At 29.4% G+C, this 24,211-nt stretch carries 24 protein-coding genes and 2 pseudogenes; 6 read left to right on the plus strand and 20 right to left on the minus strand.

Annotation, left to right across the window (positions count from 1 at the left end; genetic code table 11):
- Positions 1–987 carry an ABC transporter permease subunit gene (locus tag ACWJKP_RS11785; RefSeq protein ID WP_165414708.1) on the plus strand — a complete coding sequence of 329 codons (987 nt, stop codon included), beginning with the start codon at positions 1–3 and terminating at the stop codon, positions 985–987.
- A 264-nt stretch (positions 988–1,251) separates the two neighbouring features.
- On the opposite strand, the pseudogene ACWJKP_RS11790 reads toward ACWJKP_RS11785, so the two are convergent.
- Both ACWJKP_RS11790 and ACWJKP_RS11795 read right to left on the minus strand, forming a co-directional pair.
- Positions 1,252–1,470: pseudogene (locus ACWJKP_RS11790) on the minus strand (M24 family metallopeptidase); the annotation flags it as partial.
- 193 nt (positions 1,471–1,663) lie between these two features.
- Positions 1,664–2,343, minus strand: a pseudogene (locus tag ACWJKP_RS11795) (DUF5680 domain-containing protein).
- Between the two features lie 212 nt (positions 2,344–2,555).
- On the opposite strand from ACWJKP_RS11795, the gene ACWJKP_RS11800 reads away from it, so the two are divergent.
- From ACWJKP_RS11800 to ACWJKP_RS11810, 3 genes are all read left to right on the plus strand, one after another.
- Positions 2,556–3,017 carry a MarR family winged helix-turn-helix transcriptional regulator gene (locus ACWJKP_RS11800; RefSeq protein WP_165414707.1) on the plus strand — a complete coding sequence of 154 codons (462 nt, stop codon included), beginning with the start codon at positions 2,556–2,558 and terminating at the stop codon, positions 3,015–3,017.
- A gap of 92 nt (positions 3,018–3,109) precedes the next feature.
- Positions 3,110–4,282, plus strand: a complete 1,173-nt coding sequence (locus tag ACWJKP_RS11805) for an MFS transporter (RefSeq protein WP_165414706.1) — start codon at positions 3,110–3,112, stop codon at positions 4,280–4,282.
- 103 nt (positions 4,283–4,385) lie between these two features.
- Positions 4,386–4,529 carry a zinc ribbon-containing protein gene (locus ACWJKP_RS11810; protein ID WP_165414705.1) on the plus strand — a complete coding sequence of 48 codons (144 nt, stop codon included), beginning with the start codon at positions 4,386–4,388 and terminating at the stop codon, positions 4,527–4,529.
- 91 nt (positions 4,530–4,620) lie between these two features.
- Here the strand turns inward: ACWJKP_RS11810 and ACWJKP_RS11815 are convergent, their stop codons facing one another.
- The 3 genes from ACWJKP_RS11815 to ACWJKP_RS11825 form a co-directional block, all read right to left on the minus strand.
- A complete protein-coding gene (locus ACWJKP_RS11815; RefSeq protein ID WP_165414714.1) occupies positions 4,621–5,499 on the minus strand; it encodes an aldose 1-epimerase family protein in 879 nt (292 codons plus the stop codon).
- A 223-nt stretch (positions 5,500–5,722) separates the two neighbouring features.
- A complete protein-coding gene (locus ACWJKP_RS11820) occupies positions 5,723–5,962 on the minus strand; it encodes a hypothetical protein (RefSeq protein ID WP_165415064.1) in 240 nt (79 codons plus the stop codon).
- Positions 5,943–7,166, minus strand: coding sequence for an IS91 family transposase (locus ACWJKP_RS11825; protein ID WP_224578775.1), 1,224 nt, complete (start codon positions 7,164–7,166; stop codon positions 5,943–5,945). The genes ACWJKP_RS11820 and ACWJKP_RS11825 overlap by 20 nt, the downstream gene beginning before the upstream one ends.
- A 235-nt stretch (positions 7,167–7,401) precedes the next feature.
- Here ACWJKP_RS11825 and ACWJKP_RS11830 point away from each other — a divergent pair, with 235 nt between their 5' ends.
- The gene (locus tag ACWJKP_RS11830) at positions 7,402–8,670 is read left to right on the plus strand and encodes a VanW family protein (RefSeq protein WP_165414983.1); all 1,269 of its coding nucleotides are present in this window, start codon (positions 7,402–7,404) and stop codon (positions 8,668–8,670) included.
- A 341-nt stretch (positions 8,671–9,011) separates the two neighbouring features.
- On the opposite strand, the gene ACWJKP_RS11835 is transcribed toward ACWJKP_RS11830, so the two are convergent.
- The 7 genes from ACWJKP_RS11835 to ACWJKP_RS11865 form a co-directional block, all read right to left on the minus strand.
- On the minus strand, positions 9,012–10,082 hold the full coding sequence (locus ACWJKP_RS11835; RefSeq protein WP_165414984.1) for a tetratricopeptide repeat protein: 1,071 nt from the start codon (positions 10,080–10,082) through the stop codon (positions 9,012–9,014).
- A 160-nt stretch (positions 10,083–10,242) separates the two neighbouring features.
- A complete protein-coding gene (locus ACWJKP_RS11840; RefSeq protein ID WP_462961185.1) occupies positions 10,243–10,674 on the minus strand; it encodes a hypothetical protein in 432 nt (143 codons plus the stop codon).
- A 52-nt stretch (positions 10,675–10,726) separates the two neighbouring features.
- A protein-coding gene (locus tag ACWJKP_RS11845; RefSeq protein WP_165415076.1) for an IS3 family transposase occupies positions 10,727–11,835 on the minus strand; the annotation gives its coding sequence in 2 pieces (ribosomal slippage) (positions 10,727–11,589 and positions 11,589–11,835; 1,110 coding nt in all).
- A 69-nt stretch (positions 11,836–11,904) separates the two neighbouring features.
- Positions 11,905–12,237, minus strand: coding sequence for a tetratricopeptide repeat protein (locus tag ACWJKP_RS11850; protein WP_462961186.1), 333 nt, complete (start codon positions 12,235–12,237; stop codon positions 11,905–11,907).
- 15 nt (positions 12,238–12,252) lie between these two features.
- The gene (locus ACWJKP_RS11855; RefSeq protein WP_165414986.1) at positions 12,253–12,519 is read right to left on the minus strand and encodes a hypothetical protein; all 267 of its coding nucleotides are present in this window, start codon (positions 12,517–12,519) and stop codon (positions 12,253–12,255) included.
- A gap of 470 nt (positions 12,520–12,989) precedes the next feature.
- Positions 12,990–13,154 (minus strand): hypothetical protein, encoded by a 165-nt coding sequence (locus ACWJKP_RS11860; RefSeq protein WP_165414095.1) that lies wholly within the window; start codon positions 13,152–13,154, stop codon positions 12,990–12,992.
- A gap of 172 nt (positions 13,155–13,326) precedes the next feature.
- Entirely contained in the window at positions 13,327–13,449 is a 123-nt protein-coding gene (locus ACWJKP_RS11865; RefSeq protein WP_462961187.1) for a hypothetical protein, read from the minus strand.
- 497 nt (positions 13,450–13,946) lie between these two features.
- Between ACWJKP_RS11865 and ACWJKP_RS11870 the strand changes: the two genes are divergently transcribed.
- Positions 13,947–14,570 carry a class I SAM-dependent methyltransferase gene (locus ACWJKP_RS11870; RefSeq protein WP_165414096.1) on the plus strand — a complete coding sequence of 208 codons (624 nt, stop codon included), beginning with the start codon at positions 13,947–13,949 and terminating at the stop codon, positions 14,568–14,570.
- 1 nt (position 14,571) lies between these two features.
- On the opposite strand, the gene ACWJKP_RS11875 is transcribed toward ACWJKP_RS11870, so the two are convergent.
- The 8 genes from ACWJKP_RS11875 to ACWJKP_RS11910 form a co-directional block, all read right to left on the minus strand.
- Positions 14,572–16,467: a serine hydrolase domain-containing protein gene (locus ACWJKP_RS11875; protein ID WP_165414097.1), complete on the minus strand. Its 1,896-nt coding sequence runs from the start codon at positions 16,465–16,467 to the stop codon at positions 14,572–14,574.
- A 193-nt stretch (positions 16,468–16,660) separates the two neighbouring features.
- Positions 16,661–18,436 carry an ABC transporter permease gene (locus ACWJKP_RS11880; protein ID WP_224578913.1) on the minus strand — a complete coding sequence of 592 codons (1,776 nt, stop codon included), beginning with the start codon at positions 18,434–18,436 and terminating at the stop codon, positions 16,661–16,663.
- A gap of 176 nt (positions 18,437–18,612) precedes the next feature.
- Positions 18,613–19,383: an ABC transporter ATP-binding protein gene (locus tag ACWJKP_RS11885; RefSeq protein WP_165414099.1), complete on the minus strand. Its 771-nt coding sequence runs from the start codon at positions 19,381–19,383 to the stop codon at positions 18,613–18,615.
- Between the two features lie 276 nt (positions 19,384–19,659).
- The gene (locus ACWJKP_RS11890; RefSeq protein WP_224578912.1) at positions 19,660–20,391 is read right to left on the minus strand and encodes a sensor histidine kinase; all 732 of its coding nucleotides are present in this window, start codon (positions 20,389–20,391) and stop codon (positions 19,660–19,662) included.
- A 296-nt stretch (positions 20,392–20,687) separates the two neighbouring features.
- Positions 20,688–21,362: a response regulator transcription factor gene (locus tag ACWJKP_RS11895; RefSeq protein ID WP_165414101.1), complete on the minus strand. Its 675-nt coding sequence runs from the start codon at positions 21,360–21,362 to the stop codon at positions 20,688–20,690.
- A gap of 132 nt (positions 21,363–21,494) precedes the next feature.
- Positions 21,495–22,544: an alpha/beta hydrolase gene (locus tag ACWJKP_RS11900; protein WP_165414102.1), complete on the minus strand. Its 1,050-nt coding sequence runs from the start codon at positions 22,542–22,544 to the stop codon at positions 21,495–21,497.
- Between the two features lie 431 nt (positions 22,545–22,975).
- Positions 22,976–23,281: a hypothetical protein gene (locus ACWJKP_RS11905; protein ID WP_165414103.1), complete on the minus strand. Its 306-nt coding sequence runs from the start codon at positions 23,279–23,281 to the stop codon at positions 22,976–22,978.
- Between the two features lie 581 nt (positions 23,282–23,862).
- The gene (locus ACWJKP_RS11910) at positions 23,863–24,108 is read right to left on the minus strand and encodes a hypothetical protein (protein WP_165414104.1); all 246 of its coding nucleotides are present in this window, start codon (positions 24,106–24,108) and stop codon (positions 23,863–23,865) included.
- Positions 24,109–24,211: the final 103 nt, after the last annotated feature.

The raw sequence follows: 24,211 nt of genomic DNA on the forward strand, positions 1-24,211 counted from the left end.
ATGGGGAATTTTTTTACACTTATTTCACTAGAAAATACAAAACTTTGGAAAAGACTTTCTACAAAAGTAATGTTACTCATAATGATTGTAATTGTAATAGCTGCAACGGGTATTTGTAAATATTACAATGTATCTCATAATATTTCAACCACTACAAAAGTTTCCGAAAATTGGAAGCAGGACTTACTGATAAATCTTCCTGTAAAAAAAGCTGCTCTAACGCAAATTGAAAAAACAGATAAAACGTCACCAAGCATAGGGAATATGGAAAAAAGCATAGCTGAAGATGAATATAGCATTATTAACAATATCAAGCCAGAATCCAAAGACAGCATTTGGACAAGAATCACAAAGTTTGATATATACGTTCCATACAGTTTAATTATTTCACTTCTTTTAATAATATCATGTTCAGCCTTAGTTGCAGGTGAATTTTCTGAGGGTACAATAAAAATGATGATATCACGCCCATATAAACGGTTTGAAATTCTTACTGCAAAACTAATTGTTACATTACTTTATGGTCTTGTACTTTTAGTAACAACATTTTTGTTAAACTTTATATTGTTGGGTATATACTTCGGCTTCAACGGCATGGGAACTAAGGAAATGATGTGGACGAGTACCAAAATAATATATATACCTGCCGCACTGAAAACAATTATTATTTATGGCCTTAATTTTCTTACTGTGCTTGTGTATGTATTAGTAGCTTTTGCACTTTCAATAATATCTCGTTCCCGCTCAATTGCAACCGGATGCTCTTTATTCTTGCTTTTGGCTGGTAGTTCTATGGTGCAAATATTCTCATCCTATTTCAGCTGGGGTAAATATCTTCCTTTTGGATTGTCTGATTTTACTTACTTTATTGTTAACGGATCATTCGTCGTTGGTACAACACTTGCATTTGCTATTGGCGTATCCGCTATATATTCTGTTATATTCTGCGCTGCAGGTTATTTAGTTTTTGAGAAACGCGATATTTAACGAAATTTCAGAGGGAGAGTCTCCCTCTTCTATAAGATGGGGTTACGGACTATAATAAAGAAAAAACTTTAGTGGGAGTATAAATCTCCTTCTGAAGTCGTTGATATTACAGCACCGCAGGTGATGATTTAACTGGTAATCATATTCTACCTAGATTCTCCTAAAAAGCTCTGATTTTCTTAAGAAAATCAGAGCTTTTTTAATAACCACCATGTTCTGCTAATGTTAATATTGCAGCTCCGCAGGAGATGATTTGATTATTATTTATTTAGATATTATCTCTATACCATCCTCAGTTACAAGAAGTGTATGCTCCCATTGTGATGAAAGAGATCCATCAGCTGTAAGCGCTGTCCATCCATTATCTTCATCTATATATATTTTATGACTTCCGCCATTTATCATTGGTTCAATCGTAAATACCATTCCTGGTGCTAAAATCATACCTGTTCCTCTAGTACCAAAATGAAAAACAAATGGATCTGAAGTACATCTAAAGGTACGTCTTTAACCTGTCATTTCACGTAGTTCATCGTGCTACAATCTTTTCAGATGCTACACTCACTTAAGCTTGAAAGCAACGTTCACTGCATGAACAACTAAATATGTTCACTTTTGTTTGAAATTATTTAGATTTTTTAAGCAGTTTAGTAGCTCCTATATTAGTATTAATCTATTATTTAATAGTTCCACCATGAAAAAAGCACTCATATACCGACCTATCATCAAAATAAATTTCCTCATATCCTTGAAACCATTTAAATTCACCATTAACAATGCAATGATATTTATATTGTCCATTTTGATATACCATAGGTCCACGATATGGATTTTCTTTTGGTACTAAGCTCAAGGCTTCTTTTAAAAAGTTTCCTGAAAATCCTTCCTCTATAATTCTGCCTGTATAATTCATTGACCAAAATGGAATATCATCCTTCCATAAAGCCTCTTCTCCTGCGAATTGCCCTCCCCTAAATAGGTATCAATATATTTTAGATTTCCTTCTACATACTCTAAATCATGTGAATTAGGTCTTGAAGATTGGATCTCGGCACCCGTTCCTGCATATGTAGATCTCTTTGCTGTACATAAAAATTCTATTATTTTTTCATTTATAGAAGCAACTTTATTCTCTTCTATACATAAACGGCAATTTTCTTCATAATCATTAACTAGTTTATCAATACTCACTTTAAAGAAATCACTTAATGCAATTAGTCTTGCAATGTCAGGATATGAATTTCCAACTTCCCACTTTGCAACTGCCTGTCTTGATATACCTAGCATTTCAGCTGATTTTTCTTGCGATAATCCTTTTTCTTTTCTAAGAATTTGCAATTGTTCCTGAAAACTCATTTTTAATCACCCCTACATAAGTCTACTAATAAAACACCATATTGCTACCAATTAAACATAACATTTTTGTCAACTAGAGGTTGCCCTTAAATTTTAAAACGCTTTAATTAAATCATACTACAGTACTATTATAAAATATAGTTGCATTCACAACTATATTGCTCTATTATATAATTAGTAGGAATTGCAACTAATTTAGGAGGAATACGACAATGAATGAAAATAAGAACTCATTAGGAAGGTGGATTTCTCTTTTGCATAGACATGGTCATGTATACGTGGGAAGGCAACTTAAGCAATATAATATAAGTAAAGGTCAGTATACATTTTTAAATGCATTATATAAAAAAGATGGAGTACGTCAGGAACAATTATCAGATTACCTTAAAATTGATAAGGGTACCACAGCAAAGGCTATAAAAAAGCTAGAAGATGATGAGTATATCATTAGAAAAATAGATGCAAAAGATAAAAGAGCATATAATGTTTATCTTACTGAGAAAGCATTGGAACTAAAACCTATGGTTAGAAAAGCCATGATGGATTGGATGGATATTTTATTCTCAGGATTTAGTGAAGATGAAAAGAAAACCTCCTTAGCACTACTCGAAAGAATGGGAGAAAATGCCACAACTTACACACATGATTATTTTAACAATGATGCAGTTCATTAGGAGATGATAAAAACAAACATAACGTTTACTACTAAAAGGATTATCAACAGTAACTTTCATGCTCTTACACATAAAATTATAGATATTTTTGGATGGGTCAGTGTCTTTCTTTAATAGGTACCTGGACACAAAATATAGGGCAATCCTGGCTAGTACTTTCTCTAACAGGATCTCCATTTTTACTTGGACTTGTCGGAGCAATGCAGTTTTTACCCATAACCTTTTTCTCATTGTTTGCTGGGGTACTAACTGATAAGTTTCCAAAGAAAAAAATACTGATTTTCACTCAGAGCGTATCGATGATATTAGCTTTTATATTGTCTGCATTAGTATTTACAAATACGTTAAAGTATGAACATTTAATCGCTTTGGCTTTATGTCTTGGATTTTGTAATACTTTAGATATGCCAACTAGGCAAGCCTTTAATGTTGAAATAGTAGGAAAAGACGATTTAATGAATGCCATTGCTTTAAACTCAGCCACTTTTAATTTAGCAAGAATTATTGGACCGGCTATTGGAGCTCTACTTATGGGATATCTCGGAGCAGGATGGTGTTTTTTATTAAATGGTTTTAGCTTTATGGCAGTTATCTATGGTCTGGTTCATATTGAAGCAATCAATTATGTTAGAAAGAAAACTTCTGAAAAAGGCATGCTTAAAGAAATATTGGATGGCCTTAAATATATAAAAAGCAAATCTATATTACTCGAAACCTTGATATTAATTAGTATTATGGGAATATTTGTTTTTAACTACAACGTTCTAATACCTGTATTTACGAAAACCGTACTACATATGCAGGAAAAAACCTATGGAATTTTACTATCTTCACTTGGAGCAGGTTCTCTCATTGGAGCACTTCTCATGTCTTTCAAAAGTAAAAATGGTCCAAATAAAATTCTTATGATTGGTAGCTCTATTGGAATTGGCATAATGTTAATTTTTACAGGCATAAGCAATTTATATTATTTTACTGCCTTAAGTTTAGCTGTAACAGGAATATTTAATATGTTTTTTTCCACCACCGCAAATTCCATGTTACAACTAAATTCTAAGGATGAATACAGAGGACGAGTTATGAGTGTATATTCACTTGTATTTGCTGGATTCACCCCTCTTGGAAGTCTTCTTTCAGGGTTTGTGGCTGAAAAATACGGTGCTGACACTTGTTTCATATTATCAGGTATTTCTGCAATAATATTGATATTGTTACTTGTTACCTGGGCTAAACTTAGAGAAAATGGTAAAGTTGCATCCGTATAAATTAAAGCTATTGCTACTTCCTTTTCTAGCATTGTTAAAATAATTCTACTATGCTAAAATTATATTAACAATAATTTAATAAAAAAAAAGAGGTGAATTGTTTATGGCAGCATACTCAACTGGTGAAAAACCTGGAAATGGTAAATATGTTTGTAAAATTTGCGGTCAAAAGGTAGTATTAGATGATAATACCGATACTTTACCTCCCTGTCCTAAATGTAAAAAAACAAATTTTAGGAAATTTTAATATAAAATAATGGTACAATATAATCAAAAAGACAAGCCCTTGTGTGGGCTTATTTTTTTCTTGTAACAACCTATGCATTTATTAGCATGTATTATTCTACAATAGAAATCTTATAACTATATGTAAACTCTTCTCCAATAGTTAATGAAATCGAGCCCTCTTTATCTTTAAATTCACCAGTAAAATCTTCATAATCTGCATGTCCAAACCAAGGTTCTATGCATAAAAATGGTGCTCTGCCTTTTGGTGACCATATTCCCATGTAAGGGAATCCCTTAAATTCTACTGATACTGACTTTTCATGATTTTTTGATTTTATAGTTATTTTATCAGATTTCAAATCATCAAATACTAAAGCATCATCTTTAAATAACTCTTTTGATAGTATCATGATATCAGTATCCTTCAAACATTCTTTTCTCTTATGTGAAAAATAAGCATCTTTAGTTAATTCCATAATATCACTTGTTTCTTTCTTATTAAATTCAAGGTAATAATCTTCTAATTTTTCATTTTTTTCAATAGGACACATAAATGCAGGATGTGCACCAATTGAAAATGATATATCCTTATTATCTAAATTTATAACATTATACGTTACTTTAACTGTATTCTTTTCAATTGTGTAATTAATAAGTAAAGAAAATTTATATGGATATCTTTTTATAGTATCCTCAGAATATTTTAGTTCAAAAGTAATTGAATCATTAGTTTGTGATATAAATCTAAAATCTGATATCCTACCTAATCCATGAGATGGCAATTCATATAGCTTTTCATCAATTTTATATTTTGAATCAACTAACTTTCCGACTATTTGAAATAAAATTGGTGAATGATATTTCCAATAGTTTGGGTCTCCATTCCACAGATACTCTGTTCCTTCTTTTTTTGCAGTTATTGAATGTAGTTCAGCACCATGAGCGCTAGCCGTTATTTTAATTGTTGAATTTTCTAAAGAATAAATCATCAAAAACACCCTTTCATTATTTACTTTACATAAAGCCGCATAAGCACATCCTTTAGCCTTAGGACTTCCATTAATTAGTAATACTTTCATCTTTACAACTAATTTTATATTAAAAATAACTATCAACTACTAATATACATCAGTATAACTATAAATAGTAGAATGAAGAACAAAATCTCCCTACGGTCGAGTATTAAAGTGATGCTCCACAAATAGTGTGGCATCACCTCTTAATTATCATATCTGAACCACATTCTATACACAAAACAATAGGACTACCACTTTTCTTGTCATATTCTTCAGGCGTATAACATTCAAACGCAACAAAGTCAGGCACTTCTTCTTCAAACCCACATTTTTTACATTTAAAAAGTATCATTTTATCACGTTCTTGTGGTCGAAATGGTATGCTATCCTCATTCACTTTACCTTTAAAAATTCTTTTAATACGTTCCCATATCATATATATACCCATACTTTCTATGCCATATTTGCCACAATTCCATTAGCTGGCCGCATTTTAAACACTTTCTCGGATCTTTGGAAAAATTAATAATCATTAATTCTCTATAAGTCATTTTTCTTGTTTCCTTTTTCCAATTTATTTTTAGTGTGAACTGAATTGCCTTAAGACCACTTTTTATGTATTGCAAAAGACCAAAACACTTCCGAACTTTTACACTTATACTGCCTGCATATACTCCGTATAGTCTAACCATCTTGAAATATTTAGGGGTAATATGCATTAATAATCTACCTACAAATACTTGCGCTGTAACTGTTTCTTCTACTCTTTCATTGGTTTCATGACTCTTATACCAAAACGTTACATTTTTCCCATCATAACTAAGTATTCTATATTCTGCTATCGCGGGCCTTGCTAAATATCTACCGATATATCTTGCTGCACCTCTTGCGCTTTTCATTCTTGATTTTGCATTTATATAAAATCCATCTGGATAATCTTTGAACATTTTTAAGTACTCTGTTTTTTTCTCTGGATTTTTACTAATCATATAATTTATTAATTTGTACTGCCATACCTTCCTAAAATACTCATAGTCGAAGAAGCACATATCTTTAACTTCGTTACTCCTTGTTTTTATTTCTGGAACCAATGCATGCACATGAGGGTTAAATCCTATATTCCTTCCAAATGCATGAACTACTCCAATCATTCCACTTTGCCAAAGTACTCCTCCTTTTTTGCTCCTTTTCTTCTTTTGATATTCTTCTCTATTTTTATAGTTTACACCATTTGCAAACTCATTTATAACCTCATACACCATGTCTTGCAGGTCTTTAAGACTCTCTCTATTCCAGAAAAAATATTTTCTGTACTCAGCGGGTATTGTGAACACACAATGTCTATGTGGTACATCTAAAATCTTGTTTACTTGTTTTTCTACCCATTCACTTATGTACTTTTTCCCACATTTACTGCAAAATCTACTTTTGCATGTAAATCCTATTTTAAATACTTCTAAACATTTTAAGCATATATACGCAACAAAACCTAATGAAATATCTCCACATCCTATCATTTTCATTACTTCGATATTCATATGTTCTCTCATCTTTTCAGGATACTTTTCTTTATTCAATTTCCAAAACTCTGGATAATTATCTTCAAATATTTGTTTTATAGTAATCTTATTTTTTTTCATGATTTAATCATCTCATATTTATCTGATTTTTTCTATCTATTTTTTAGCTAGAATGTTATCCACAGCGGTTTCCGCAAGCTGTTTCCTATATAATAAAAAATTAAAAATAAAAGTAACTTCTTTGTAATAACTCTCTATCAAAAATCAGTTATAATGTACTTAGTTGCAACAAAATATGTATTAATATACGGATTATAGTCGAAAAACAATAATTGTAAGGAGAGGTGCAAAAAACATGAGTTTAAATATTATGTCAAAAGCAAGCAAAAAAAGAAAAAAAAGGTTAAGAACAACCTTGATTATAGTAGGAATAATTGTGTCTCTAATAGGAGTCCAATTAATTATTATGTATTCTACTATATCAAAATACGACTTAAAGATCTATCCCGAGGTATGGGTGGAGGATATAAATTTAGGTGGCATGACTAAGGATGAAGCGAAAAATGCTATTATTAAAAATCGTAATAATATTATTGCCAAAAAAGATATAACAATAAATCTTAATGACAAACACTATACCGTCCATACATCAAAACTTGGAATAAAACATGATTACAATGTTGTCATTAATAAAGCTTACGATATTGGTAGAAAAGAGAATTTATTTAAAAACTATTTTGCTATAACGTCTCCTGGCAAGCGAACTTTTGATGTTAAATATACCTACAATTATGCCATTCTAGATACCCTACTTAAAGATATTGCTAAGGACAACAATAAAAATGCAATAGATGCAACTATTTTCAGAAACAATTCAGGTCAATTAGTTATAACTGAAGATGAATATGGTCTTAGTGTTGATTCTGCCAGTTTAAAAAAAGCTATAATTAACAAAGTTAATAATATTGAAAAAGATCAAAATTTAGTAATCGAATCTAAATTAAAAAAAGTTGAACCTAAAATTAAAGAAAATGATTTAAAATGTATCAATGCTCAAATATCTAGTGTTACGACTAACTTTAGAAATTCAAATGAAAATCGTTCAGAAAATATTAGAGTATCTTCTAATTCTATAAATGGGAAGCTACTTATGCCAGGAGATATTTTTAGTTTTAATGATATAGTAGGCGATAGAACTATTGAACGAGGCTATAAAACATCAAAAGAAATTATAGGCGACAAATATGTAGATGGCATAGGTGGTGGAGTATGCCAAGTTTCAACTACACTTTATAATGCAGTACTTAGAACTAATTTAACATCTGTAGAAAGATATCCGCATACAATGCATTCTAGCTATATTGGTGCAGGATTGGATGCTACAGTTGCCTACGGCTCTCTCGATTATAGGTTTAAAAATACTACTTCTTATCCTATATATATAGAATCTGCAGTACATAACAAAAATGTAACATTTAGTATCTACTCAAATTCAATTCTTAACAATAAAAAATATGATATTGTTAATGAAATTGTAGGAAAGAAAGTAAATGTATTTAGAATAACATATGAGAACGGTAATCAAGTGTCTAAAACCTTTCTTTATACTGATAAACTTTCATAGAAAATATTAACATTAGTTGGACAACCTACCTTTCCTATGAACTGAACCCCTAAAAATGGTCATTGCGAAATCCCCACAATTGTAGGATAAGAAAACTATAATTGGGGGGATTTTTATATTCAAGGCAAATTTTCTCTAGACAAAGCTTTTCTTTTTTTAATTTACTCTATATCTAATCCTATTTTCTTAATATCCCTAATTAATTCCGACATTTCAATGTTTATTATAATTCTATAAAAAATTTAAAGACCCTTTAATATTATCATTTAATTTCGGTAAATAAAAAAACATCTAAGCAGATGTTTTTTGCTTATGATTAAGACCACAACACACAAAATTATTTACACAGTAAGACAATGGAATACAAATACAATTAGAATTATTAATAACATTATTAATGCAAATAGACTTATTAATAACACACGGAATACTTTTCTTATATGATAAATCCGCCTTTGCTTTTTATATCTTTTATAAGAAAGAAGTTTATCATCATCTATAAAACAATTTAGGTCATTAAAGAGAATTATATTTTTCATTTTTTCTTGTATTAATGATTTAAATTTGTCTTCATTTCTAACTTTATCATAAATGGAATGTTCAATTTCTTTGTAATCAAAATTTAAAGGCTTTTTATCTAAAAATATTTTGAAATTTTCATAAAACTCTATGTAGTTATCCTCTATAAGATTTATTTCTGCTAATATTTTATACAAACGATATTCATGAGCGTTTGTATTTATACCTTTTAAGATATATTCTTTTGCTTGTGAAAAATCTCCCTCTATCCTAAGTAAATTAGCGTAACTTATACAAGCAGTACAATTTCCAGGATTTATTTCCAATGATTCCAACAGGTTGCTACCTGCTTTATCATAATCTTTTAGTTTAATATATGTTGATCCTAAGTGAGCATATATAATGCTCTTGTTATGTCTATATTCAAGTGCTCTATCAAAACTTTCAATAGCCTTATCATACTGTTTCGTCCGATAATAAAACAACCCCAAAGATAAATGCGTCATACTAGACTTAGGCTTAAATTTAACTGCTTTTGAAAAGTATTTAAAGGCTATACTATATTTTTTAACTGCACAAAAAAAATCACCCATTAATACCATATTTATATCTGGTATTTGAACAACTCTAATAGAATCTGATAAATCGTGTAAAGCATCAATATATCTACCCATTTTCAAATAACAATTTCCTCTATAAACATATCCTTTAGCCCTTTTTACTTTACCATGACTGTCAATAATATTTGAATAAATATCTATTGCTTTAATATTTTCACCTTTATCTGAAAAATTTGCTGCCTTTTTTAATTTATTTACAAAGGTAACATGCATGTATATTTTTATAAAAATTTCAACTACTACTGCTATACAAATAAATAAAACAAACTTCATTTTTTATCACCTTTTATCACTTTCAATTTTATGTTGTAAATTTTCTATATTAAGTCCTTGGACCATAGTAATAGTCTGTTACATATGCAACAACAATTATAAATTAAAAAGGTTATGATAAAAAGTGATTAGTATATCATCTTTTAAAATAACCTCATTCTTAGCTTTTACCCATTTTATATAGCTTTATTATTGATAATATTGCTAGTATTATTAATAACACAACTGATACTATCTTTATATAATAAATACTTTTTTGCTTTTTATATCTTTTATAAGAAAGAAGTTTATCATCATCTATTAAACAATTTAGGTCATTAAAGAGAATTATGCTTTCCATTTTTTTTTCTATTAATGATTTAAATTCATCCTCATTTCTAACTTTATCATAAATAGAATCTTTAATATATTCGTAATCGAAATTAAAAAATTTTCTATCTAAAAATGTTTTAAAATTTTTATAAAAATCTATGTAGTTATTCTCCATAAGATTTATTTCTGCCAATGTTTTATATAAACCATATTCATGAGCGTTTTGTTTTATGGCTTTTAAAGCATAATTTTTTGCTAGTAAAGAATCTCGCTTCATCACGTGAAGATTAGCATAACCTACACTGGATTGTCAATACTTTTTTGTACAAACTTTATTCGGACATCTTAACCTTATATTCCTTTGGTGTCATATAGTCTAACGAACCATGAATTCTATGGTTATTATACCAGTTTACGTAATCAAATAACTCTCGTTCCAATTCTTCAAAACTGCTAAATACTCTATCATATGCAAATTCTGTTTTTATTATTTTATACGTTGCTTCTGCAACTGCATTATCGTATGGACAGCCTTTTTTACTAAGTGACCTTTGGATCTTAAATGTTTCTAAAACCTCATCTATAATCTTATTTTTAAATTCGTTGCCCCTGTCTGTATGGAATATATTTATGTTGCTTAGATTACAATCTGCCCTCATAAAGGCCTCATATACAAGCTTAGCATCCTTATTCTTGCCCACAGAGTAACTTATTAACTCTCTATTATGTAAATTTATAAGAAGGCATATGTAGTGCCATTTTCCAGCAACATTTACATAGGTTAGGTCACTTACAACAACATCTAGATTGGATCTATTTTGAAAATCTCTATTAACGATGTTGTCAACTTTATCATTGTTACAACCAGATTTATGTATTTTAAACTGTTTAATAGTATAATTTGATACTAGTCCATATTTCTTCATTATGCATGCTATTTTAGCTCTTGATGCCTGAATTTCTATCTTGGATAGCTCAACCTTTATTTTTCTTGTACCGTAGTTATTTTTACTATCTTTGAAAATCTTTATAATTGCATTTTCTAACTCTGAATTAAACCTGCGTTCTTTACGTTTATAGTAAACTAACCCTCTTGGAATGCCTAGTGCTCTGCACATTGCGCTAATACTGTATTTATACTTATTTGCTAAAATAAGTTCTATTTTCGTCCCATTATCAGCGCTGCTTGCTTTAAAATATCATTTTCCATCTCTAATCTAGCATTTTCTTTTTTCAATCTAAGCAACTCATTTTCGGCATCGCTGCGATTATCTTTTGCTTTAAATGATCCAGTACTACTATAATCTGCAACCCATTTATTAATAGTGGATTTAGCCACCCCGTATTCTCTTGATATTTCTGCAATAACCTTACCATTATTCCTAAGTGCTACTAGTTGTTTTTTAAATTCCTCAGTATAATTTTTCCCATTTCTCCCCATGATATAAACCACTCTCTCTTTCTCATATTTTTATATTATACCATGTCCGAATATTTATTGTACAACTAATTATAACCTATCCACACAAGCTGAATAATTTTCTGGCTCTATATCCCATGATTTAGATAGGTTTTCACTAGCTTTATCATACTCTTTTAGTTTAATATAGGTTAGTCCTAAACTAGCATATATTATTGTCTTGTTTCTTTTGTTGTTTTTACAATTTAGTGATGTATTAAAACTATCAATAGCTTTATTATACTCTTTCGTGCGAAAATAAAATATCCCTAAAGCTAAATGCGTTCTACTAGACTTAGGCTTAAAGTTAACCGCTTTTGAATAGTATTTAAATGCTCTGTTATATTCGTTAACTGCACAAAACAACTCACCCATTAAACCCATATTTATCACAGGGAGTTAGACAAGTCTAATTGATTCTAATAAATCGTGTGAAGCATCACTATATCTACATAGATTTAAATAATGCATTCCTCTAGAAGCATATCCAATAGATCTCAATATTTTAATAGGACCAACAATAATATTTGAAAAAGCATCAATTTTTATCTTATCATCATCTTTGTCTAAAGAATATTTTATCTTCTTTGATTTATTTCTAAAGATAACTTCTTTAAGTAATATTATAAAAATCCCAATTACACAACTATATAATACAAAAATCATTTCTTATCACCCTTCATTAAAGTTAAATACCATAATACATTTATTATACACAATATATATAATGTTGTAAATTTTTCATGGTAAGCATTTAGAAAAAAAGTAATAGTATGTTATATCTCCAAAAATACTTATATATTTAATTAAAATTACCAACATTAGTGTTTTTATAACAATTATATTTATGGTTCTATTACCGAAAAACCAAATGTATTTAGAGCTATAAATGTTGTAATGGCAAGCATAATTGGCACTGTACTCCGAGTAGTTTATGATGTCCGAATGGAAGATGTTTATAAACAATAAAAAAAACAGTTAGAAAAATTCAGATAAATATGAGATGATTAAACCGCTAGATCAAGAATAAAACTTAAAAAGCAGAATAAGTTAAAACATCAAATATAGAAAATCAAAATATAATTGTAAATAAGAAAAAGCCTAGCGGAATTGCTAAACTTTTCTTGTCTTAAATATTATACGTATAATGCTTTTAGCCAATTACATTTGTTTGTTTTTTCAGTTTCTATCTTTGTTCCTTCAAATTCCATCTTTAGTAATGTCATTTCTTTTTTAAATTCCATTAACCCCATAGCTATTAACACACTACCTATAACTCCTACTATAACATCTGACCCCATATGATTTTTTCATCTCCTAAAACATCTCATAATTTTAATCTATGTTAAAACTATACTATGATATATAAAGGCTTATCAACTTCTCAAATGGGTGGTTAATACGTTTACTTAGGTAAAATCATTTAAAATGATCTTAATTGCTATTATAAACTGAGATTGTGAAAAAATACTTTCACGAGGTTAAATGCCTCTTTTTAAAAAATTCAATAATTTTATACCATGAATCCATCTGCATATATGCATTTCCTTCTAATGTAACACCAGTAGTAAAAACAAGTCTTGGTGCTAATCTCATACTGGCTGTTTCACCATAGATTACAGATACAAGAAAGGCTTCAGAATGCTTACTTTAGGCTGGTCTGTTGGAAATACTTTTCTTCCTTTAGCTTTTACATTGTTAATCCCTGAAAAAGAGAAAAATCGTATATGTCCAATGAATCCAACTACATACAAGTGGAGCAACCGCTATAAAAAAATCACCAGATGTAATGATTGACCTACTAAAGCAAGCAGTATCTTATGCCATACCTGGAACCTATGTTTTGTTCGATAGTTAGTTCACCTATCCGAAAACTTTAATAAGAATTTTGGAACTTAAATTTCATACAATATCTATGGTTAAAGCTATGCCAAGAGCTTACAAAGGCAGAGAACCAATTTTTAGATAATTTAATCCCTTATACTTGAAATTTATGTTATAATTAGTATTTAAATGAACTATAATTTAGTTAACACTTGTAAAAATGACTGAATTTACTTTTATTTATTTAAAAATATTAAATGAGGTGAACTATGAAAGATTATAAGGAGAAATCAAAACAAAATTTCAATATGCAAGCTAAGGTATATGATGAAAGTAATTATAGCAAGTATCCAAGAGAATGTTATCCTAACGTTATAAAAGTATTATCTGAAATAGAGTTTGACACTATCTTAGACTTAGGATGTGGTACAGGCAGTGTTTTAGCTTTATTATTAGAACAAAAGCCTAATATACATGCTTATGGGCTGGATTTATCAGATGAAATGCTAACAATCGCAAGGCAAAAATTAGAAGAAAAAGCAGAACTAATACAAGGTGATTCGGAAAATCTACCTTATAAAGACAATAGCTTTGATGTAGTGATATGTACGGAATCCTTTCACCACTATCCTAACCCATTAAAAGCTTTAGATGAAATTCATAGGGTATTAAAACCACAGGGTAAATTTATTCTTTGCGATACGTGGATGTTTACTCCAATAAGGCAGATTATGAATGTTTTTATTAAATTCAGTGATGGCGGTGATGTAAGAATATATTCAGAAATTGAAATCACAAAAATGTTTGATCAAAGCAATTTTAGAAATATTAATTGGAATAAATCAACAAAATATACCTATATATGTATCGGCGAAAATAACTATAACAACTAAACTATAATTTAAATCCATTCATTATATACATAAATAATATATTAATAACCGAAGCCATTATAATTACTGAATATAATACTTTCCATCTGAGTAAGAGTTTATTTTTTATCCAATAATTAATAATATATATACTGGAAATAATTGTGAATATAAATGAAAGGTAACATATTATTCTTATTAGAGGTATTATTGTATGAAAAACAATACTTGTATCTGCTTGCATGGATTTTATACACATAATTCCATTTAAAACAATATACATAATCATAAGAAAACTCAATATAATTACTACACTTTTAGAAATAACTACCTGTTTATCTTTAAGTTTTCTGTTTGTAAATAAAGATATAAAGATTACTATAATTGATATAAGAAAAGCTGCTAATCCTGCTATTACTGCATAAAATAAATAAATATTTATATCAGGTATTTTTTCAAAATCAAAGCTTAATATTGAAAATATCATTTGATTGTTTTTTTCACTAATCTTACAATAATCATTTTCTTCTTTACTATAAAAAATGCCATTACCTATATACTGATAATTTATTTTATCATTGCCATAACTAAATGTAAGCTTCCCTTTATTATCACATTTAATCTTAGAGTTCGCTGCTATACATTTTATTTTTGTTAAATCGGTATGTGGATATGAATCCATCGCATACATACCATTTATTTTTTTAATATCCATATCAAAAGGTACATTAGTATTTAATGCATCTTCTTTTTCCCCTCTATTAATTTTTGTAGTAAAGAATTCATAAATTTTATTAGCAAATTCATTACATACATTACTACTGTCTTTCGAATCTGTATTCAAACTAATAAATATGCCTATATTTTTTTCTGGCATAATACTTAAAAGACTGCTGAAAGATGGAAGATATCCATTATGCTCAATTACCTTATGACCATTTCTTATATTTTCATAAAATCCTAATCCATAACCTAATAGCTTTTCATCGCTTGAATAATTACGTTTGTGCATCTCCTGTGCAGTACTTTCGTTTAGTATTCTAACCCCATTGTATTCTCCATTATTAAGATGCATAATCATAAATTTTGCCATATCTGAAGCTGTCGCACACACTGCCCCACTTGGATGATCACTACATAATGTATATGCTGCATCTAAAAATTCGCCTTTTTCATATTTATACGGTCTTGACATATTACCTATTATACCTTTATTTAACCAATATGATGAATTTTCCATTTGCAGAGGCTTTAGTATATAGTCAGTAACATACTTATCAATAGTCATACCAGATGCTTTCTCAACTAAATAACCTACTAGTGCAAACCCATGAACACTATATTGCCAATAGCTCCCTGGTTTTGTGATAACTGGTGGAAGATTTATTTTTAAAAATTCTCCCAAGGGTTCAACAGAATCATAAAATTTATCACCTGTACTTTTATAGTAAAGTGGCAATCTATCATCAAGGCCTGCAGTATGAGTTAACAAATTTCTAAGTGTAACTGGTTTTGAAAAATCATTTTTAATTTTAAAATCAGTTAAATATTTATTTACATCCTCATCTAATGACAATTTTCCTTCATCAACCAATTTCATAGCTGCAGTTGCTGTGATTAGTTTTGAAATAGAAGCAATTTGAAAATCTGTTTTGTCTGGATCTACAGGTATTTTTTTCTCTAAATCTGCGTAACCATAACCCTTCTTAAAAAACACCTGACCATCCTTTACTACTGAAACAGTTACTCCTGCTACCTTATACTCATCTAAAACCTTCTTCATATACTCGTCTGACATTTGTTCAAAAGCTTGAACTGATTGGTCAGAGGATTCCGCTAAAGCAATATTTGTACTAAACAAAGGAATTAAAATAATAACTGTTACTAATAAGCATATAAACCTACTTAATACTTTCATACTATTTCTCCTCACCATACTTTAAACTTCTTGATATATACATAACATTTTGCCTAATTGTTAAAATGGATTACCAACATCTAACAACTATTAGTATATAGATTATCTCTTAAAATGTATTTCAGTATTTCTTAACTTTTTCTTACGATTTCTATATAAAATGTAAGCATAAATTTGATACTCCAATCAATTTTTATGCTTTTACATTAACTATTTTCCAATAAGACTTAACAGTTAATATATAATATATTAAATAAATCAGAGTATATACTCCTACAGTTAAAAGAACGGGATATACTAAGCTTGAGCTAAGTACAATTTGCAGAATTGTTAATGCAATAATGCTATGTGTTATTCCAATGACTAAAGGTAGTGCGAATATAAAAACCATTTGCCTTGCTATAGAAATTCTTATTTCTGATTTTTTTACACCAATTTTTTTTAGTATATCGTATTTGTCCTTATCCTCACTAGCCTCTGATAGCTGTTTGAAGAATATTATACTTCCAGTGCATATCAAAAACACAAAACCTATAAATGAAGCTAAAAATATTACAATACCCATATTAATCATGGTATCTCTGTAACACTGATAATTTGAAGTGAGTGCTTCTTTACTACCTAATGCTGTTTCTATTTCTCCTGTCAGCTTTTTACTTTCTTTCTGATTTTCAATATTTATAAACCTCCTTTTTATAACTTTATCTTTATCATATAATTTATTGTAAACCTCATCCATTACAACTACGGTATCTTGCATATATGAATCATTTATATCAAGTGGATTAGTTAAAATCCCCTCTTTAAAATCTTTTATTTTGAAGGGAACTGTTCTATCCTTTATTTTAAGTTCTATATTCTTCCCAACGGGATTCTCCATCATCTTATCTGAATACATACGCATAAAAAATAATACTTCATCTGAATTTAAAGATATATTATAATCTATTCCTCTTGCTTTTGATAATTCTTTCATAGTACTTTCTGATATAACAAAGGATTTTGAATTTGTTAATGGATGCATTTTCATCTTGGATATCTCAGGCCATTTACTATCTATAATTAAAAATTCGCTATTAGTAGAACTTTTAATTTTATTATTCGGATGTTTATTTATGATCCGATCAATTTGTTCATCTAACGTTTTGCCATTGCTCTTATAGTCATAACTAAATGGGGTTAATTTATTTATACTATTTACTTGATCATAATAAAGCGATGCTGCGGTTCCCATAGCCGTAATAGTTGTTGCACTAAGCACTGCAATAGTAGCTAAAGATCTTCCATTAGCTTTTATTCTATATAAAAGCTGAGAAGTACCTATCATATTTAAGCCCCTAAAATATTTAACCTTATTTTTCTTAGAAAGCTTAATAATAAATACTATAAGTGAAGAGAAAAACATATAAGTTCCAATAACTGTACTAACTAATATAACTAACAATTTAGATAAATTATCAAATTTATAGGTTAGTGCCATATAATAACCCGTCCCAATAAAAATTATTGAAAGTAGAGCCAATATTAGTGAAGCTTTTGGCTGCTTCTGTGCCACCTTCTCTGATTTAAAGAGTTCTATGAGCTGAAATCTATAAATTAGTGTATATGAATGCACGGATGCTATAATAAATATCACTAAAAATACTATAATTGTGCCAATAATAGCCTTTAACGATATAGCAAATTTAACATTTACATCAAAGCTCATAATATGAATTAAAATCATTACAAATAATTTTGAAAATAAGGTTCCTATTAATATGCCTGCCACAAGTGCCAGCGCTCCCATTACTAGATTCTCATAAAATAACATTCTTCCTATCTGCTTTTTCTTTACTCCAAGCATGGAGTATAAAGCTACTTCCTTTTTTCTTTTTTTAGTAAAAAATGAATTTGAATACCATATAAACATAGCTACAAACACTGCTATAACAATGGAAGCTGCATTAAAAGCAGTACTTACTTTCATAGAACCCGCCGCTAAGTCTGAAACCTGTTTATTGTACTCGATGGAGGTAAAGGTATAATAAATCATTATACAAAATACCATGGATACAAAATATATTAAATAGTTATGAAAATTTCTCTTAATGTTTCTAAAAGTAATATTAAATAAATTCATCTGTATATCACATCCTTTCTAAGTTAAATTGATACTTCATCGAAGTTCCCGCCTAAGGCAGCCAATACATCTAGTATCTTTTTAAAAAATTCTTTTCGTGACGTTGTGCCCTTGACAAGCTCTGTAAATAGCGAACCATCTTTTATAAAAATTATTCGTTTGCAATAGCTGGCAGCAAAGGCATCATGCGTTACCATCATAATAGTAGCCTTTTGAGTTTCATTTAAATCACTTAAAGATTGTAAAAGTTCTGTGGAAGATTTAGAATCCAATGCACCTGTCGGTTCATCGGCTAGTATAATCTTGGGTTTAGTAATAATAGCTCTGGCAGCAGCGGCTCTCTGTTTTTGTCCCCCAGATACCTCATAAGGATATTTATTAAATATATCCTTTATACCTAAAGTAGCTCCTATAATACTAGCCCGTGCTTCAATATCTTTTATGTTTACTCTAGCAAGAGCTAATGGAAGCACCACATTTTCTTTTAATGTTAACGTATCGAGTAAATTAAAATCTTGAAATATAAATCCTAATTTGTCTCTTCTAAAAGAAGCTAACTTATCTTCATTCATTTTTGCAAGATCTTCCTTATCAATAGTTACTACTCCTGAAGTTGGTTTATCTATAGTTGATATAATATTTAATAATGTAGTTTTTCCTGCACCTGAAGGCCCCATTATTCCAATAAACTCCCCTTCTTTTATTTCAAGGTTTATATCATTCAAGGCAGTGTAAACATTCCCCCTTGCGCCGTAAACCTTTTTCAAATTTCTCGCAACTAATACATTTTCCATTTTTATTTCCTCCTTAAATCATCCTCTTCGAAGCTGCAATATTAACGACTTCAGAAGGAGATTTAGATTTCTACTGAAATTTCTCTTTGTTGTAGTATATGACCCCCACTTATAAAAGTTGGAGACTTTCCTTCTGAAATGTCATTAAAACCCTTTCGCTGATTACAATTCTATTTTATAACAAATCTAATACCCAATCCATTGTGTAACATTACAAAGTCCATTCTAAACTTACATTGTTGTAAGTTTTAAAAAAATAGGGCTACAAACCAATTCTTAGTTTGTAACCCTATAATACTCTATAAGCTTTGGAAAATGAACTGTTACTCTAGTAAATTCAGAATGCTTTGATTCAATAGTTATATGGTGACCAAGCTTTGTAGCAAGATTTTTTGATAGATAGAGTCCCATACCTGTGGCTTTAAAATCATCCCGTCCATTATATCCAGTAAATCCTTTGTCAAAAACCCTATTAATATCCTCAGATTTTATTCCAATTCCATTATCTTGGATAATAAGCTGTTTTTCATTGTGCTTTAATACTCCACTAATTTTAATAAGTCCATCGCTTGTTGTATATTTTAATGAATTTGATAAAATCTGATCCAAAATAAAGAAAAGCCACTTTTTATCTGAGTCTATAGTAAATTCTAAGTCACTTAATTCTATTTTTATTTTTTTACCTATAAACTCCTTTGCATGTTTTTTTACAACCCCAACAATTAGACTATGCATATTTATTTCATTTATTAAATAGTCCTTTGAAAAGCTATCTAATCGTGAATAGTACAATGCTTGTTCAACGTAATTCTCTATATGATCTATTTCATCCTCTAAGTTACTTAAGGTTTCCTCCTTAGACTTGTACATACTGTTCTCTATAACCAATCTACATGCAGAAATAGGCGTTTTTATCTCATGAACCCAGGAATTTATAAAGTCTACATTTTCTTTTTTTCCTTCATGTAATCTATCTGTTTTTAAATTGAATTCTTCGTTAACTTTCATAAGAATTTCTCCATATAGCCTTTGTTCATAATTTAATGGCTTAGGCAACGAATTAATAATATTTTCTTTCTGGTTATCTATAATACATTTAATAACATTATAATATCTTCTATTTTTTAAATACTCAAATATTAAGTAAAGTATAAACATAATAAACCCTACTATATTGATATAGGCTATATCGCCAACACTTATTTTTACTTCATTGTTAAAATACACCACCAAAGAAATAAATAGCATCAATATAAAATAAAACAAAATTAAAAATATCCTGTCCCTTAAAAAATTTCTAAATCTCATAGTATTGTATACCCTTGCCTTTTTTTTGTTTTAATTAAGTCTTCTAGTTCAATATTCTCTAATTTTTTACGCAGTCTATTGATATTCACTGTAAGGGTATTATCATCAACAAAACTTTCATCCTCCCAGAGACTTCTCATAATTTTATCTCTGCTTATTAAATTGCCATTATTTTTCATAAGTAGATATAGAATGCTAAATTCATTTCTACTAAGTTCTACTCTCTTATCTTTAAAAAACACGCTATTATCCTTCATATTTAAAACAATGTTTTTATACTCAAGCACATTAGTCTGCGCATCTGCGTAGGAATATGTTCTTCTTATCAATGCATTTATTTTGGCCATCAATATTTCTAAGGAAAAGGGCTTTTGAATAAAATCATCTCCTCCCATATTAATTGCCATTATTACATCCATATTATTATTCCTTGAAGAAACAAATATTATGGGAACCTTTGATATTTCTCTGATTTTATAGCACCAGTAAAAACCATCAAAATAAGGAAGGTTTATATCCATAAGAACTAGATGTGGAGAGTATTTTGAAAACTCGATAAACACATCATTAAAGTTCTCAATGGCTTTTCCATCAAAACCCCATCTCATTACATTTTCAAGCAATATTTCTTTTATCCTAATATCATCTTCTACTATCATTATCTTAAACATGTGAAAACCTCACTTTAAATATAGAATTGGATTCTTCTCCATTATACTATAAAATGGGTACCGACATATTTATGTATTCACCATAAAGTTTAAATTATATAAGTAATTAAAAAATATTTATTTAACATAGTATTAAATTTGCTTTCTATTAAATTGCTCTTTTAGATATGTTGAAATTTCAATTAAAGCCTCATCTGATTTACCCGTAATCTTATCCATTGAGATAAAGCCATGTGTAACACCTTTATATCTGGTAGAAATTACATTCACACCTGCTTCCTTTAATTTATTACCGTAAGCTTCACCGTCATCCCTTAATGGATCAAATTCGGCTGTGATTATGAGTGTGTCAGGTAAATCTTTAAAATCCTCAGATAATAAAGGCGAAGTATATCCACTTTTTCTTTCTTCTAAACTTGGAGTGTATAGGGATATAAATTTTTCAGAGTTTTCCCTTGTAAGATTATAATCCATACCAAAATACGACCAAGATTTAGTATTTAGCTGATAAATGTTTGTTGATGGATATATTAGTACCTCAGAGATTATGTGTGGGCCACCTTTATCACGTGCCATTTGTGCAACTACTGCAGAAAGGTTGGCCCCAGCACTGTCCCCTACAACACATATTCGACTGGAGTCCCCATTAATACTCTTAGCATATTTATAAACCCATTGGAGCACATTATATACGTCATTAAGACCAGCTGGGAATGGATCTTCTGGCGCAAGACGATAATTTACAGATACAACTATAGCCCTTGAATTTTTTGAAAGCTTCCTGCAAACATTGTCATAGTCATCAATACTACCGCTAATCCAACTACCGCCATGGGAATAAATTATGATAGGCAATTCATTCCCATTGCCGTCAGGCGTATATATTCGCACTGGCACTTGATTTGAATCTGTTTTTATATCCATATTTTTTATATTGGAAAAGGGTATAGGTTTGGATTTCCATATAGTTGTTGACTTATGTAATGCTGCACGCATTTCATATATTGATTTTCCTTTAAGTGAAATAGGATTAAAATGTTCTTCTATTTTTGACATTACACCAAATAATGTATCAAGCTTACCATCACCTGTTCTAGAAAAGTTTTTAATTAAAAGAAAACAGTATATTGTAACAATCAAGACAATAGCAGAAAAAATCCAAAATATTTTTTTCTTTTTCATTCAATACCTCCACCATTAACTTAACTATTTACAAAATTCATTTTTATTTATGATTGGTACCAATCCTATGCAGTACTATGGATGGATTAATAACTAACTAAACTCATTGATATATCCATAAGTTAATATCACGAATAGATAGATATGTTAATCGCCTTTGTATTTTATAACGACTATATTATATTACCCTATTCAAATTTTGTTTATACTGACCATATAATGAAGATAGGTTAATAATTATATGGAGTGAGCGTATTGGATATTTTATTTGAACATCGTTTAGTTACCAATTGATATTGGAAAGTTAATAGTTGTTTTATAGCTTTCTACATTTAAGCTAGTTGCAACTTTGATAGTTAATCAAACAGTAGCAGAATAATTTAAAGGGCAGTCTCTTAGGAGATTGCCCTTTTTGTTGTTTTATAATTTCTTTAATAAGGTGTTGGATAATCATAATCATAATCGTAATCATAATATGGATAAGGATAAAGATATAATGGAAAAAAATCAAAGACACCAAAAAGTCCACCACCGTGACCGAAGTTACCACCATGTCCAAAATGTCCACCGCCCCCTCCGTGACCGTGTTGTCTTACAGGAAAGTCTTCATCTTCTTCTCTTTCTGTTGGATTACTCATAGACATTTGTCCCATCATACCAGTATAATCCATAGGTTGTTGCAACATAAAAGGGCGAGGTTGATATGTTGGTTTACTATCTTTTATTTTTTCTTCCAAAATAAATCCTCCTAAATAAATTCTATGATATTATTATATTCACGGGATATGAAAGGGTACCTACCAGCAAAATTATTGATTGTTGAAAAGGATACATTATCATATTATGCCAATATCTTAATAGAATTGATGTATAAATAAAATACTGCATTAGGACGAATGCCCAATGCAGTATTTTATTGGAATTGCCTTTGTAAAATATAATTCCAAGGTGACTTCCTTCCATTGCTAAAACTCTAGTTTCGGCTTGCTTTATTTAATCTTCATCGCTTATTAGATTTTTCATAGATGTAAGGGATAATAATTCTCCTTCTGATGTTGTCTCATATTAATACGTCCGAAATTATAAAATTGCACTACGTTATATTATGTGTAATATAAAATTAATTAACTAAAAAAAACTATTTAAAACAAAGTGGTTCCTACCATTTATAAAAACCATACTCACTATAAAATACAATTTCCTCCACTTGATCATCGATTAGATCCCATTTGATTAATTTCATATATGGCATCACTTTAATCTCTTCAGCTTTTTTATATCCATAATTTATATTTATCCTCTTAATCTAATACTTAGTTTATTTTTTACCTGCAGCTATAATAGCTTCTGAACGTTCATTAAATTCTTTTACATCTTCTGAAGTGCTAGAATTAATATTATTAGTCATAGTAGACATATCAGCGCTTGGATCGTCCTTGGATGCATAAGATTGTTCATTACTTAGCACTTTTACTGAACCAACCTTAAAACCAGTTGATTCTTTACTTGATTGTAATGTAGCACCACTAGTGCTACTGCTTACATTAGCGTTTTTATTATTCATAAGTATTCTCCCTCCAAATATATAAGTTACACTGTATTAATAAGTGTATACTATAGTTTACCCAATTCTATAAAATATAGTTTTAAAATAGTTATTATTATAT

The sequence above is a fragment of the Clostridium sp. CM037 genome, from assembly GCF_055081095.1.

What these genes read in the sequence shown, in the direction of transcription:
- ACWJKP_RS11785 (WP_165414708.1), top strand. Translation starts at nt 1, where the DNA reads ATGGGGAATTTTTTTACACTTATTTCACTAGAAAATACAAAACTTTGG.
- ACWJKP_RS11800 (WP_165414707.1), top strand. Translation starts at nt 2,556, where the DNA reads ATGAATGAAAATAAGAACTCATTAGGAAGGTGGATTTCTCTTTTGCAT.
- ACWJKP_RS11805 (WP_165414706.1), top strand. Translation starts at nt 3,110, where the DNA reads ATGGGTCAGTGTCTTTCTTTAATAGGTACCTGGACACAAAATATAGGG.
- ACWJKP_RS11810 (WP_165414705.1), top strand. Translation starts at nt 4,386, where the DNA reads ATGGCAGCATACTCAACTGGTGAAAAACCTGGAAATGGTAAATATGTT.
- ACWJKP_RS11815 (WP_165414714.1), bottom strand. Translation starts at nt 5,499, where the DNA reads ATGATTTATTCTTTAGAAAATTCAACAATTAAAATAACGGCTAGCGCT.
- ACWJKP_RS11820 (WP_165415064.1), bottom strand. Translation starts at nt 5,962, where the DNA reads ATGATATGGGAACGTATTAAAAGAATTTTTAAAGGTAAAGTGAATGAG.
- ACWJKP_RS11825 (WP_224578775.1), bottom strand. Translation starts at nt 7,166, where the DNA reads ATGAAAAAAAATAAGATTACTATAAAACAAATATTTGAAGATAATTAT.
- ACWJKP_RS11830 (WP_165414983.1), top strand. Translation starts at nt 7,402, where the DNA reads ATGAGTTTAAATATTATGTCAAAAGCAAGCAAAAAAAGAAAAAAAAGG.
- ACWJKP_RS11835 (WP_165414984.1), bottom strand. Translation starts at nt 10,082, where the DNA reads ATGAAGTTTGTTTTATTTATTTGTATAGCAGTAGTAGTTGAAATTTTT.
- ACWJKP_RS11850 (WP_462961186.1), bottom strand. Translation starts at nt 12,237, where the DNA reads ATGGGTTTAATGGGTGAGTTGTTTTGTGCAGTTAACGAATATAACAGA.
- ACWJKP_RS11855 (WP_165414986.1), bottom strand. Translation starts at nt 12,519, where the DNA reads ATGATTTTTGTATTATATAGTTGTGTAATTGGGATTTTTATAATATTA.
- ACWJKP_RS11860 (WP_165414095.1), bottom strand. Translation starts at nt 13,154, where the DNA reads ATGGGGTCAGATGTTATAGTAGGAGTTATAGGTAGTGTGTTAATAGCT.
- ACWJKP_RS11865 (WP_462961187.1), bottom strand. Translation starts at nt 13,449, where the DNA reads ATGAGATTAGCACCAAGACTTGTTTTTACTACTGGTGTTACATTAGAA.
- ACWJKP_RS11870 (WP_165414096.1), top strand. Translation starts at nt 13,947, where the DNA reads ATGAAAGATTATAAGGAGAAATCAAAACAAAATTTCAATATGCAAGCT.
- ACWJKP_RS11875 (WP_165414097.1), bottom strand. Translation starts at nt 16,467, where the DNA reads ATGAAAGTATTAAGTAGGTTTATATGCTTATTAGTAACAGTTATTATT.
- ACWJKP_RS11880 (WP_224578913.1), bottom strand. Translation starts at nt 18,436, where the DNA reads ATGAAAGTAAGTACTGCTTTTAATGCAGCTTCCATTGTTATAGCAGTG.
- ACWJKP_RS11885 (WP_165414099.1), bottom strand. Translation starts at nt 19,383, where the DNA reads ATGGAAAATGTATTAGTTGCGAGAAATTTGAAAAAGGTTTACGGCGCA.
- ACWJKP_RS11890 (WP_224578912.1), bottom strand. Translation starts at nt 20,391, where the DNA reads ATGAAAGTTAACGAAGAATTCAATTTAAAAACAGATAGATTACATGAA.
- ACWJKP_RS11895 (WP_165414101.1), bottom strand. Translation starts at nt 21,362, where the DNA reads ATGTTTAAGATAATGATAGTAGAAGATGATATTAGGATAAAAGAAATA.
- ACWJKP_RS11900 (WP_165414102.1), bottom strand. Translation starts at nt 22,544, where the DNA reads ATGAAAAAGAAAAAAATATTTTGGATTTTTTCTGCTATTGTCTTGATT.
- ACWJKP_RS11910 (WP_165414104.1), bottom strand. Translation starts at nt 24,108, where the DNA reads ATGAATAATAAAAACGCTAATGTAAGCAGTAGCACTAGTGGTGCTACA.